The sequence below is a fragment of the Streptomyces sp. ISL-98 genome (assembly GCF_018614055.1).
Taxonomy (GTDB): domain Bacteria; phylum Actinomycetota; class Actinomycetes; order Streptomycetales; family Streptomycetaceae; genus Streptomyces; species Streptomyces spiramyceticus.
The window spans coordinates 109,424-122,059 of sequence record NZ_JAGGPB010000026.1; the positions used below are offsets into that span (position 1 = coordinate 109,424).

Genomic DNA, 12,636 nt, shown 5'->3' on the forward strand with positions numbered 1-12,636 from the left:
CGCTTGCTCGGCCCAAGGTCTTGTGCAGAGTGGAACACGTTCTTAGCATCACTGATGTTACATCAGTTGTGTCACAGTGCTGGGGGCTTGATGGCAGGGACAGCGAACGGCCCGCTCGCCGGTGTGCGCGTGGTGGAACTGGCGGGAATCGGACCCGGCCCGTTCGCCGCCATGCTCCTCGCCGATCTGGGCGCCGACGTGGTCCGAGTGGACCGCCCCGGCGGCGCCGGACTCAGTATCAATCCGGCATATGACCTCACCAACCGCAACAAACGCTCCGTCCTCATCGACCTCAAGTCGGCGGAAGGGCCGGCCCAGGTCCTCGCCCTCGTCGAGCGCGCCGACATCCTCGTCGAGGGCTACCGGCCGGGCGTCGCCGAGCGCCTCGGCGTCGGCCCGGACGCGTGCCTCGCCCGCAATCCGCAGCTCGTGTACGGGCGGATGACCGGCTGGGGACAGGACGGCCCGCTCGCACAGCGCGCCGGGCACGACATCGCGTACATCGCGCTCACCGGCACGCTCGGCATGTTCGGCAAGCCCGACGAGCCGCCCACCGTCCCGGCGAACCTGGTCGGCGACTACGCGGGCGGCTCGCTCTACCTCGTCGTCGGCGTCCTCGCCGCGCTCCAGCACGCCCGTACGGAGGGCGGCGCCGGCCAGGTCGTCGACGCCGCGATCGTGGACGGCGCGGCCCACCTCGCCACGATGATCCACGGGATGCTCGCGGCCGGTGGGTGGCAGGACCGGCGCGCGTCGAACCTTCTCGACGGCGGATGTCCCTTCTACGGCAATTACGAGACCTCGGACGGCCAGTACATGGCGGTCGGGGCCCTGGAGCCGCAGTTCTACGCCGAGTTCACCGAGCTGCTCGGCATCAAGGACGAGGCCCCGGAACGCAAAGACTTCGCCCGGTGGGACGAACTGCGGGATCTGATCACCGCCCGCTTCAAGACCAGGTCCCGCGACGAGTGGACCGCCGTCTTCGAGGGCTCCGACGCGTGCGTCGCCCCCGTCCTGTCGCTGCGCGAGGCCCCGTCCCACCCGCACCTCGCGGCCCGCGCCACCTTCGTCGACCACGGCGGAATCACCCAGCCCGCGCCCGCGCCGCGCTTCTCGGCCACGCCGGGGGCGGTACGCCGACCGCCCGCGCAGCCCGGCGCGGACACGGCCGACGTGGCCCGCGACTGGGGCGTACCGAGCCTGGAAAGGGATGACGTCAGCTGATGGAACTCTCCATCCCCTTGAGCTACGCGGGCGACCCGCGCGAGGCCTGCGACCAGGTCGCCGCGCTGGAATCGGCCGGCCTGGACGCCGTCTGGGTCGCGGAGGCGTACGGCTTCGACTCGCCCACGGTCATGGGCTACCTCGCCGCCCGCACCACACGTATGAAGATCGGCGCCGCGATCCTCAACGTCTACTCGCGCACGCCCGCGCTCATTGCCCAGACCGCCGCCGGACTCGACGCCGTCTCCGGCGGCCGCGCGCTCCTGGGGCTCGGCGCCTCGGGCCCGCAGGTCGTCGAGGGGTGGCACGGCAAGCCGTACGACAGACCGCTCGGCCGCACCCGCGAGACCGTCGAACTGTGCCGCCGCATCTGGAAACGCGAGGTCATCGACCACCACGGCATCACCGACATGCCGCTGCCCAAGGAGAAGGGCGGCAAGCTCGGCAAGCCGCTGAAGATCCTCACCAAGCCGGTGCGCGACGAGATCCCGGTGTACGTCGCCTCGCTCGGCCCGGCCAATGTGAAGCTGACCGCCGAGATCGCCGACGGCTGGCTGCCGACTCTCTTCCTGCCGGAGAAGGCGCGGCAGGTGTGGGGGAGTGCCCTCGCCGAGGGCGCGGCCGCTCGCGACCCTTCGCTCGGCCCGCTCCGGACCGTGGCGGGCGGCCTGCTGGCCATCGGCGACGACGCGGCCGCCGTACGGGACCTCGCCCGCCCGCAGATCGCGCTGTACGTCGGCGGGATGGGCGCGAAGGGCAAGAACTTCTACAACGACCTCGCCGTCGCCTACGGCTACGAGGCGCAGGCCGCGAAGATCCAGGACCTATACCTCTCCGGGAAGAAGAAGGAGGCGGAGGCCGCCGTCCCCGACGAGTTCTGCGAACTCATGTCGCTGTGCGGCCCCGAGAGTTACGTACGTGAGCGCGTCGAGGCGTTCCGCGAGGCGGGCGTCACCATGCTCAACGTCATTCCCGTCGGCCCCGAGCCGGCCAAGTTGATCGAAACCGTCAAGGGCTGGCTGTAGGGGGCAGAGTTGAAGCGTCAGATCTTCACCGCGGAGCACGAGGCCTTCCGGGAGACCGTGCGTACCTTCCTCGCGAAGGAAGTCACGCCGTACTACGAGCAGTGGGAGAAGGACGGCATCGTCAGCCGCGACGCGTGGCTGGCGGCCGGACGGCAGGGGCTGCTCGGCCTCGCTGTACCGGAGGAGTACGGGGGCGGCGGCAATGCCGACTTCCGCTACAGCGCCGTACTGGCCGAGGAGTTCACCCGGGCCGGCGCGGCCGGGCTCGCGCTCGGCCTGCACAACGACATCATCGGCCCCTACCTCACCGGGCTCGCCACCGAAGAGCAGAAGCGGCGCTGGCTGCCCGGCTTCTGCACGGGCGAGACGATCACCGCCATCGCGATGACGGAGCCGGGGGCGGGATCCGACCTCCAGGGCATCCGTACGACCGCCGAGGACCGGGGCGACCACTGGGTGCTCAACGGCTCCAAGACCTTCATCTCCAACGGCATCCTCGCCGACCTGGTGATCGTCGTCGCCAAGACGTCACCCGAGGGCGGCGCCAAGGGGCTGTCCCTGCTGGTCGTGGAGCGCGGCGCGGAAGGGTTCGAGCGCGGGCGGAACCTCGACAAGATCGGCCAGAAGTCCCAGGACACCGCCGAGCTGTTCTTCAACGACGTGCGCGTCCCCAAGGAGAACCTGCTCGGCGAGCTCAACGGCGCCTTCATCCACCTGATGACCAACCTGGCGCAGGAGCGCATGGGCATCGCGGTCGCCGGGATCGCCGCCGCCGAGTACCTGCTGGAGATCACCACCCAGTACGTCAAGGAGCGCGAGGCGTTCGGTCGGCCGCTGTCCAAGCTTCAGCACATCCGCTTCGAGATCGCGGAGATGGCCACCGAGTGCGCCGTCACCCGTACGTTCCTCGACCGCTGCATCGTCGATCACTCGAACGGGGAACTCGACGCGGTGCACGCGTCGATGGCCAAGTGGTGGGCCACCGAACTCCAGAAGCGCGTCGCCGACCGCTGCCTGCAACTGCACGGAGGCTACGGCTACATGACCGAATACCGCGTCGCCAGGGCCTTCACCGACGGCCGTATCCAGACGATCTACGGCGGCACGACCGAGATCATGAAGGAAATCATCGGCCGCTCGCTCCTCGCCTGATCCCGCCGCCCGACCCGCCTGAACCTCCCTCGCTATTACGTAACCCCCGAAAGGCTGCTGTCTTGAGTACCGAAGCGTTTGTGTACGACGCGATCCGCACCCCGCGCGGGCGCGGCAAGGCCAATGGCGCCCTGCACGGCACCAAGCCGATCGATCTGGTGGTCGGTCTCATCCACGAGATCCGCAGCCGCTTCCCCGGCCTCGACCCGGCGGCGATCGACGACATCGTGCTCGGTGTCGTCGGACCGGTCGGCGACCAGGGATCGGACATCGCCCGGATCGCGGCCATCGCGGCCGGGCTGCCCGACACCGTCGCCGGCGTACAGGAGAACCGCTTCTGCGCCTCCGGTCTCGAAGCGGTCAACATGGCGGCGATGAAGGTCCGTTCCGGCTGGGAGGACCTGGTCCTGGCGGGCGGCGTGGAGTCGATGTCGCGCGTCCCGATGGCCTCCGACGGCGGCGCCTGGTTCGCCGACCCCATGACCAACTACGAGACCGGCTTCGTGCCGCAGGGCATCGGCGCCGACCTCATCGCCACCCTCGAGGGCTACTCACGGCGCGATGTCGACGAGTACGCGGCGCTCTCCCAGGAGCGGGCCGCCGAGGCATGGAAGGACGGCCGCTTCAACCGCTCCGTCGTCCCCGTCAAGGACCGCAACGGCCTGACCGTCCTCGACCACGACGAGCACATGCGCCCGGGCACCACCGCGGACTCCCTCGCCGCGCTCAAGCCGTCCTTCGAGATGATCGGCGAGCACGGCGGCTTCGACGCGGTGGCGCTGCAGAAGTACCACTGGGTCGAGAAGATCGACCACGTCCACCACGCGGGCAACTCCTCCGGCATCGTGGACGGCGCCTCACTCGTCGCCATCGGCTCCCGGGCCGTCGGCGAGCGCTACGGCCTGACGCCGCGCGCCCGTATCGTCTCGGCCGCCGTCTCCGGATCCGAGCCCACCATCATGCTGACGGGCCCCGCGCCCGCCACCCGCAAGGCTCTCTCCAAGGCCGGCCTGACCATCGACGACATCGACCTCGTCGAGATCAACGAGGCGTTCGCCGGCGTCGTCCTGCGCTTCGTCAAGGACATGGGCATCTCCCTCGACAAGGTCAACGTCAACGGCGGCGCCATCGCCATGGGCCACCCCCTGGGCGCGACGGGCGCGATGATCCTCGGCACCCTCATCGACGAACTGGAGCGCCAGGACAAGCGGTACGGCCTCGCCACGCTCTGCGTGGGCGGCGGCATGGGCATCGCCACCGTCATCGAACGTCTCTGACCGTCCCGTCCCCATCCCCTTACGGAGAAAAAGCAATGAGCGAGAGCACCACGATCCGCTGGGAACAGGACGAGACCGGTGTCGTCACCCTCGTCCTCGACGATCCCAACCAGTCCGCGAACACCATGAACCAGGCCTTCAAGGACTCCATCGCGGCGATCGCCGACCGCGCGGTGGCCGAGAAGGACTCGATCCGCGGCATCATCTTCACCTCCGCCAAGAAGACCTTCTTCGCGGGCGGCGACCTCAAGGACATGATCAAGGTCGGTCCGGAGCACGCCCAGCAGGCGTTCGACACCGGTACGGCCATCAAGAGCTCGCTGCGCCGGATCGAGACTCTCGGAAAGCCCGTCGTCGCCGCGATCAACGGCGCGGCTCTCGGCGGCGGTTACGAGATCGCCCTCGCCTGCCACCACCGCATCGCGCTCGACGCGCCCGGCTCCAAGATCGGCCTGCCCGAGGTCACCCTCGGTCTCCTCCCGGCGGGCGGCGGTGTCACGCGCACCGTACGGCTGATGGGCATCGCGGACGCACTCCTCAAGGTCCTGCTCCAGGGCACCCAGTACAACCCGCAGCGCGCACTGGAGAACGGCCTGGTCCACGAAGTGGCCGCCACCCAGGACGAGATGCTCGCCAAGGCCCGCGCCTTCATCGACGCCAACCCGGAGTCCCAGCAGCCCTGGGACGTCAAGGGCTACAAGATCCCCGGCGGTACGCCGTCCAACCCGCGCTTCGCCGCGAACCTCCCCGCCTTCCCGGCCAACCTCAAGAAGCAGACGGCCGGCGCTCCTTACCCCGCCCCGCGCAACATCCTCGCGGCGGCCGTCGAGGGTTCCCAGGTCGACTTCGAGACCGCGCTGACCATCGAAGCGCGGTACTTCACCGAGCTGGTCACCGGCCAGATCGCCAAGAACATGATCCAGGCGTTCTTCTTCGACCTCCAGGCCGTCAACTCCGGCGCCAACCGCCCCAAGGGCATCGAGCCCCGCCCCGTACGCAAGGTCGCCGTGCTCGGCGCCGGAATGATGGGCGCGGGCATCGCGTACTCCTGCGCCCGCGCCGGCATCGAGGTCGTCCTCAAGGACGTGACCGCCGAGGCCGCCGCCAAGGGCAAGGCGTACTCCGAGAAGCTCCTCGCGAAGGCGCTCTCCCGCGGCCGTACGACCGAGGCCAAGCGGGACGCGCTCCTCGCCCGCATCACGCCGACCGCCGAGGCCGCCGACCTGGCGGGCTGCGACGCCGTGATCGAGGCGGTCTTCGAGGACACGGCGCTCAAGCACAAGGTCTTCCAGGAGATCCAGGACGTCATCGAGCAGGACGCCCTGCTCTGCTCCAACACCTCCACCCTGCCCATCACCGGCCTCGCCGAGGGCGTCTCCCGCCCCGCCGACTTCATCGGTCTGCACTTCTTCTCGCCGGTCGACAAGATGCCGCTCGTCGAGATCATCAAGGGCGAGCGGACGGGCGACGAGGCACTGGCGCGCGCCTTCGACCTCGTACGCCAGATCAAGAAGACGCCGATCGTCGTCAACGACTCGCGCGGCTTCTTCACCTCGCGCGTCATCGGCCAGTTCATCAACGAGGGCGTCGCGATGGTCGGCGAGGGCATCGAGCCCGTGTCGATCGAGCAGGCGGCGGCCCAGGCGGGCTACCCCGCCAAGGTCCTCTCCCTCATGGACGAGCTGACCCTCACCCTCCCGCGCAAGATCCGCAACGAGACGAAGCGGGCGGTCGAGGAGGCGGGCGGCAGCTGGCCGGGGCACCCGTCGGACGCGGTCATCGACCGCATGGTCGACGAGTTCGGGCGTACGGGCCGCAGCGGCGGTGCGGGCTTCTACGAGTACGACGAGGACGGCAAGCGCACCCGCCTGTGGCCGGGCCTGCGCGAGCACTTCACGAAGCAGGGCGTGGAGGTCCCCAGCGAGACTGTGCCTTTCGAAGACATGAAGGAGCGGATGCTGTTCTCGGAGGCGCTGGACACGGTCCGCTGCTTCGACGAGGGCGTGCTGACGTCGGTCGCCGACGCCAACATCGGCTCCATCATGGGCATCGGCTTCCCCGCCTGGACCGGCGGCGCGATCCAGTACATCAACGGCTACGAGGGCGGCCTGCCCGGCTTCGTAGCACGGGCACGCGAACTCGCCGAGCGCTACGGCGAGCGGTTCGCACCGCCCGCGCTGCTGGTCGAGAAGGCCGAGCGGGGCGAGGTCTTCACGGACGCGTGACCGGACGAGTCCCGATGGTGGACGGGCCCCGCCTGCGGGCGGGGCCCGTCCACTGCCCCCCTGAGCCCGCCGTCGGAGTCGGTCCACAGAGAGGTACGCACGCAGCGCCCCGGCTAATCCGCCTCCGCACTGAAGGCCGTCCGCAGCTCCTCGCGCAGCGACCGCTGGAACGCCGTCACCAGGGCCTGGATCACCATCGGCTGCATATGGGCCGACAGCGACTTCATCGCCGCCACATGATCCGGGTCGGACTCGCGTTCCCGGTACGGGTTCCACACCTCGTCCCGGAAAAGCCGCGACAGCTCGTGCGCCGCAGCCCTGGCATGCTCCAGCAGGACCGTACGCGAGGCGAGGATCGTCTCGTGCGCGATGGGTACGTCGAGGAGTTCGACGCCGAGCCGCAGCGTGCCGCCGTCCAGCCGGAACACGTCCGGGTCGGTTCCCCGGTCCAGTACGCCCATCGCCGCCAGCCGGTCGATGTCCTCGTCCGACAGCGTCCGCCCGGCCCGGCGCTCCAGCTCCCTGCGGGTGATCTCCTCGGCCGACTCGGGCGCCCACGAGGCCACCAGCGCACGGTGGATGGCGAGATCGTGCGCACTCAGATCCGGCGGCAGCTGTTCCAGATAGCGTTCGATCGCGGCGAGCGTCATGCCCTGGTGCTGCAACTCCTCGATCAGGGCGAGCCGGGAGAGATGATCGGAGCCGTAGCGCCCGACTCGACGCGGGCCGATCGCGGGCGGCGGGAGCAGGCCGCGTGTGCTGTAGAAGCGGACCGTACGCACCGTGACCCCGGCCCGTGCGGCCAGTTCGTCGACCGTGAGTGTCGGCTCTTCGGTGTCCGTCGGTGTCATGACTGCGCCTCGCTTCCCACTGCTCGCCCCGTTGCCGTGCTGCAATTCAGTGCAACAGTATTGCTGTCTCACCACTGTTGTGAAAGCGTCCGGCCATTCCATGGCGACAGGAGGCGGTCATGACCAAGATCCTGCGACTTCCCGCGGACCCGGCGGAACTCACCCTCCCCGCGCTGCTGCTCCGCAACGCGGAGGACCACGGCGACCTCCCGGCCCTGTCCTGGCGCATCGGGGACGGCACCGGATGGACCACCCTCACCTGGAGCGAGGTCCGGCGGAAGACCGCCGTACTGGCCGCCGGTTACGCCGCCTTAGGGGTGGAGCGCGGCGAACACGTCCTGCTGATGATGGGCAACAGGCCGGAGCACTGGCTGACCGATCTCGCCCTCACCCACCTCGGCGCCGTACCGGTGACCGTATACGGGACAGCCGCGCCGGAGCAGATCGCGCACATCGCCCGGCACAGCCGCGCCCGCTTCGCCGTCGTCGAGGGCGGGCGCGAACTGGAGCGCTGGGAGCCGCTGCTGGCGGGCGGCGGGACGCAGCTCGAAAAGCTGGTGGTCGTCGAGGCGGCCGATGCCGGCGGCCATCGTACGTACGGCTCGCTGCACGCCACCGGCGCCCGCCTCCACCGCGCCGACGCCTTCGAGAAGGGCTGGCGCGAGACGCGGCCCGAGGACGCGCTGACCGTCGTCTACACCTCGGGCACGACCGGGGACCCCAAGGGCGTACCGATCACGCACCGCAAGGTCGTCGCCAATGCCCTCTCCCTGGACCGGGTCGTCGAACTGCCCGAGCACGTCGAGCACATCTGCTACCTCCCCTTCGCGCACATCGCGGAGCGGATGCTCGGCATCTACCTCCCGGTCTTCCGCGCATCCCACGTCCACCTCTGCGCGGACCCGGCCGCCGTTGCCGCGACGGCGCGCGAGCTGCACCCCGCGCAGTTCTTCGGCGTGCCGAGGGTGTGGGAGAAGCTCGCCGCTGCCGTACGGGCTGCGCTCGCGGTGCTGCCCGAGGAGCAGCGGGCGGTGATCGAGGCCGCGGGGGAGACGGCGCGCGAGCATGTGGCGTACCGGGAACGGGGCGAGGAGCCGCCGGCCGCGCTCGATACCGCGTACCGGCAGGTGAAGGGGGAGATCCTCGACCCGCTGCTGGCGATGGCGGGCTTCGACCGGCTGGCCTGGACGGCGAGCGCGTCGGCGCCGATGCCGCTCGACGTGGTCAGGTTCTGGGCGGGCTTCGGCATCGTCATCATGGACGCGTGGGGCCTGACCGAGACGGTGGGTGTGTGCACGGCCAACAGCCCGTCCGCTTTCCGGCTGGGCTCGGTGGGCCGCCCGATCGACGGCCTGGAGATCCGTATCGCCGAGGACGGCGAGATCCTGGTGCGCGGGGAGACAGTCTTCGCCGGTTATCTGCGGGCAGACGGCTCGGTGGACGGGGCCCTGGACGCGGAAGGCTGGTTCGCGACGGGCGACATCGGCCGTGTCGACGACGACGGGTTCCTCTGGCTCACCGACCGCAAGAAGGAAATGATCGTGACCTCGACCGGCAAGAACGTCTCCCCGGCGCTGGTCGAGAACACTCTCAAGGAACACCCCCTGATCGGCCAGGCGCTGGTCCACGGCGACGGCCACTCCTATCTGGTCGCGCTGCTGGTCCTCGACGCGGAGATGGCCCCGGCCTGGGCGGCGGGACAGGGCATCCAGGGTGAACTCCGGGCGACTGCGGAGCATCCCGCCGTACGCGAGGAGATCGCCCGCGCGGTCGAGGCCGCCAATGCCCGGCTCAACCGCACGGAGCAGATCAAGCGCTACCGGCTGCTCACGGAGGAATGGGGCCCGGAGACGGGCGAGTTGACGCCGTCGCTGAAGCTGCGCCGCCGGGTGATCCGTGACAAGTACGCACAAGAAATCGAGGCCCTGTACGACCAGGACTGATCGCCGGACAGCCGTTGTCAGAGGTGGGTCGTACGGTTGTCGCATGTCCGAGATCCATTACGTACGGGGGGACGCCACCGCTCCGCAGGGCAAAGGCGTCAAGATCATCGCGCATGTCTGCAACGACCTGGGCGGCTGGGGCAAGGGCTTCGTGCTTGCCCTCAGCCGCCGCTGGCCCGAGCCGGAGGCGGCGTACCGCCGCTGGCACCGGGAGCGGGCAGGCAACGACTTCGGGCTCGGTGCGGTGCAGTTCGTCCAGGCCGGGCCGTATGTGTGGGTGGCCAACATGGTCGGCCAGCGGGGGACGCGGACCGGTAGCAAGGGCGTGCCCGTGCGGTACGAGGCGATCGATGCGGCGCTCGGTCTGGTGGCGGGGAAAGCGGCTGAGCTGGGGGCGTCGGTCCACATGCCCCGCATCGGCTGCGGGCTCGCGGGCGGGAAGTGGTCGCGCGTCGAGCCGTTGATACGGGAGCGGCTGGTGGGCCGGGGTATAGCGGTCACGGTCTACGACCACGACTGAGCGCGCGCCGCGACGGGGCGGTTCGGTGCTCCGGGCCGCTGCCGCGGGAGCGTGCGGCGTAGCTCTGGGCAGCTCCGCCGAACCGCACCGCTAGGCGAAGTGGTGGTCCAGGGGCGCGTGTGGATCCTGGGCCGGGGACTGCGGTGCGTGGTCGACATGGACCGTGGCCCCGGCCAGCCGCCCCACCGCATGCAGCAGCGCATGCTCCGCCGCGACCGCCACCGCGTGCGCCTGGACCACTGTCAGCTCCGGGTCGACCACTACGGAGGTCTCGGCGCGCAGACTGTGGCCGAGCCACCGCAGGCGGAGGGCGCCCACGGCTCGTACGCCCTCGACATGGGAGAGCGCGTGCTCGGCCTCGTCCACCAGTGCCGGATCCACCGCGTCCATCAGCCGGTGCCAGATCTCCCGTGCCGCACCGCGCAGCACCAGCACGATCGCGGCCGTGATCAGAAGTCCGATCAGGGGGTCGGCGTAACGCCATCCGAGCGCTGAGCCGCCCGCGCCCAGCAGCACGGCCAGGGAGGTGAATCCATCGGTACGGGCATGCAGGCCGTCGGCGACGAGCGCCGCCGAGCCGATCTTCCTGCCGGTGCGGATACGGGCCCGCGCCACCCACTCGTTGCCCGCGAAGCCCACCAGCCCGGCTGCCGCGACGGCGGGCAGGTGGCTGACGTCCTGGGGCTCGATGAGGCGCTGCACCGCCTCGTACCCGGCGAACACCGCGGAGGCGGCGATCACCAGCACCACGAACACGCCCGCGAGGTCCTCGGCGCGGCCGAACCCGTAGGTGTAGCGGCGGGTCGCCGCGCGCCGGCCGAGGAGGAAGGCGACGGCGAGGGGCAGGGCGGTCAGGGCGTCGGTGGCGTTGTGGACGGTGTCGCCGAGCAGCGCCACCGACCCGGACAGTACGGCGACGACAGCCTGGGCAACCGTGGTTGCCGCGAGGACGGCGAAGGAGAACCACAGAGTGCGCAGCCCGGCGGTGGATCCTTCGAGTGCGGAGTCGATGCGGTCGTGAGAATGGTGGTGGTGATGATGTCCGTGCCGGTGCCGGTGCCGGTGCCCGTGACCCGTCATGTACGACACAGTGGCATACCGTACCCCTTGCAGCCACTGCCGAAGAACAGCCGCTGACCAGGTGCGAAGCGCTTGCGACTACGCCTGCTCCGCACCCGGCCGCGGGTGTGGTGACGCGGTCAGCTGCCGATCACCGGGTAGTGGTCGGACAGGTTGGTGTACGTGTACTGCTTGCCCCAGCTGGACACGGTCCAGGGCGCGCTCTGCTCCTTGATCACGTCGTTGGTCCAGCCGGCCGGCTTGGCGTGGCCCGCCCGGTGCAGGACGTAGTCGAGGTCCTCGCGCGGGTCGTCCGGGTAGCGCTCGGAGGCGATCGAGTTGTCGGCGGTGTCGAAGGAGTACGGGTGACCGGTGCGGGAGTCCGCGCCGGCCAGGCCGCCGTCGGCGAGCATCGTGGCGTACTCGGCGCTGTGCGAGTCGACATTGAAGTCGCCCGCGACGATGACCTGCTCGGAGGCGGGGATGCTCTTGGCGTCGAGGAAGGCGTCGATCGCCTTGAACTGGCGGCTGCGCATCTGGGCGGCCTCGCCCGCGTCGCAGCCCGGGTCGGTCGACTGGGCGTGCGTGCCGACGACGTGGACCTTGGTGCCGTTGACGTCCAGGACGGAGTACACGAAGCCCTTGTTGGAGTACCAGTCCGCGCCGCACGCGTCCTTGTAGACGTACTGCTCCTTGCGGACGATCGGCCACTTGCTGAGCACCGCAACCCCGCCGTCCTCGGGCGTCGTGGAGGAGTACGACCCGCCGGTCGCGTCCCAGCCGTCCTTGCTGCGGCCCATCACCGGCGTCTGGTGCGGGTACTGCGCGGCGGCATTGCGCTTCAGCGTGTCGGAGGCGCCGTTGTCGAAGGCCTCCTGGACGACGACGACGTCATTGCCCTGGAAGAAGGAGGTCGCCGGTATCGCGTTCGCCCGGTGGTCCTGCCCCCAGTTGGGGTAGAGCGTCTTGCTGAAGAGGAAGGTGTTGTACGACAGCACCTTCAGCGACGGCACATCGGCGGTGGCCGGGGCCGCTGAGGCGGACGGAACGGTCGCGGCCATGGTGATGGCTGCGAGCGCGGTGGCCAGGGCTGCGCCAGGGACACGGCGGAGCGCGGAGTGCGGCACTGGGACTCCCGTTGAGGTGGGGGGTGAAGATCTGGCGCCGATCATCAAACCAGCCGGAGTTACCTCGCGGTAGCTATTTGGGGGCGGTTGGTTAGCCGTATCCCCACGATCACGCCAACTCGCCTGCTCAGGCGGTGGTGCACTCTCGGAAAGCCCGTCCGTGCGCAGGTCAACAGCGCCTGAAGTGGGGATAGTTACAAAGTGATTGGGTTAGTGTCTGTGTAGCTGTGGTT

General features: G+C 69.8%; 10 protein-coding genes. 7 read left to right on the plus strand and 3 right to left on the minus strand.

Features of this window, described 5'->3' with window-relative positions:
- Positions 1 to 90 precede the first annotated feature (90 nt).
- The 5 genes from J7I98_RS18975 (at position 91) to J7I98_RS18995 (ending at position 6,903) form a co-directional block, all read left to right on the plus strand.
- Complete coding sequence (locus tag J7I98_RS18975) at positions 91 to 1,224, plus strand: CaiB/BaiF CoA-transferase family protein (protein WP_251020844.1); 1,134 nt, start codon at positions 91 to 93, stop codon at positions 1,222 to 1,224.
- Entirely contained in the window at positions 1,224 to 2,249 is a 1,026-nt protein-coding gene (locus J7I98_RS18980; RefSeq protein ID WP_214921930.1) for an LLM class F420-dependent oxidoreductase, read from the plus strand. Before J7I98_RS18975 ends, J7I98_RS18980 begins: the two co-directional genes overlap by 1 nt.
- Before the next feature lie 9 nt (positions 2,250 to 2,258).
- The gene (locus tag J7I98_RS18985; protein ID WP_214921931.1) at positions 2,259 to 3,401 is read left to right on the plus strand and encodes an acyl-CoA dehydrogenase family protein; all 1,143 of its coding nucleotides are present in this window, start codon (positions 2,259 to 2,261) and stop codon (positions 3,399 to 3,401) included.
- 62 nt (positions 3,402 to 3,463) lie between these two features.
- Positions 3,464 to 4,678 carry an acetyl-CoA C-acetyltransferase gene (locus J7I98_RS18990; RefSeq protein WP_214921932.1) on the plus strand — a complete coding sequence of 405 codons (1,215 nt, stop codon included), beginning with the start codon at positions 3,464 to 3,466 and terminating at the stop codon, positions 4,676 to 4,678.
- 35 nt (positions 4,679 to 4,713) lie between these two features.
- Positions 4,714 to 6,903 (plus strand): 3-hydroxyacyl-CoA dehydrogenase NAD-binding domain-containing protein, encoded by a 2,190-nt coding sequence (locus J7I98_RS18995; RefSeq protein ID WP_214921933.1) that lies wholly within the window; start codon positions 4,714 to 4,716, stop codon positions 6,901 to 6,903.
- Between the two features lie 113 nt (positions 6,904 to 7,016).
- Here J7I98_RS18995 and J7I98_RS19000 read toward each other — a convergent pair whose 3' ends face one another.
- Entirely contained in the window at positions 7,017 to 7,754 is a 738-nt protein-coding gene (locus J7I98_RS19000; protein WP_214921934.1) for a MerR family transcriptional regulator, read from the minus strand.
- A 119-nt stretch (positions 7,755 to 7,873) separates the two neighbouring features.
- Between J7I98_RS19000 and J7I98_RS19005 the strand changes: the two genes are divergently transcribed.
- Both J7I98_RS19005 and J7I98_RS19010 read left to right on the plus strand, forming a co-directional pair.
- The gene (locus J7I98_RS19005) at positions 7,874 to 9,697 is read left to right on the plus strand and encodes a long-chain fatty acid--CoA ligase (protein ID WP_214921935.1); all 1,824 of its coding nucleotides are present in this window, start codon (positions 7,874 to 7,876) and stop codon (positions 9,695 to 9,697) included.
- 43 nt (positions 9,698 to 9,740) lie between these two features.
- Positions 9,741 to 10,217, plus strand: a complete 477-nt coding sequence (locus J7I98_RS19010; RefSeq protein WP_214921936.1) for a macro domain-containing protein — start codon at positions 9,741 to 9,743, stop codon at positions 10,215 to 10,217.
- 90 nt (positions 10,218 to 10,307) lie between these two features.
- Here the strand turns inward: J7I98_RS19010 and J7I98_RS19015 are convergent, their stop codons facing one another.
- Both J7I98_RS19015 and sph read right to left on the minus strand, forming a co-directional pair.
- Complete coding sequence (locus J7I98_RS19015) at positions 10,308 to 11,297, minus strand: cation diffusion facilitator family transporter (RefSeq protein ID WP_214921937.1); 990 nt, start codon at positions 11,295 to 11,297, stop codon at positions 10,308 to 10,310.
- A gap of 119 nt (positions 11,298 to 11,416) precedes the next feature.
- The gene (sph, locus tag J7I98_RS19020) at positions 11,417 to 12,403 is read right to left on the minus strand and encodes a sphingomyelin phosphodiesterase (RefSeq protein WP_214921938.1); all 987 of its coding nucleotides are present in this window, start codon (positions 12,401 to 12,403) and stop codon (positions 11,417 to 11,419) included.
- Positions 12,404 to 12,636 lie beyond the last annotated feature (233 nt).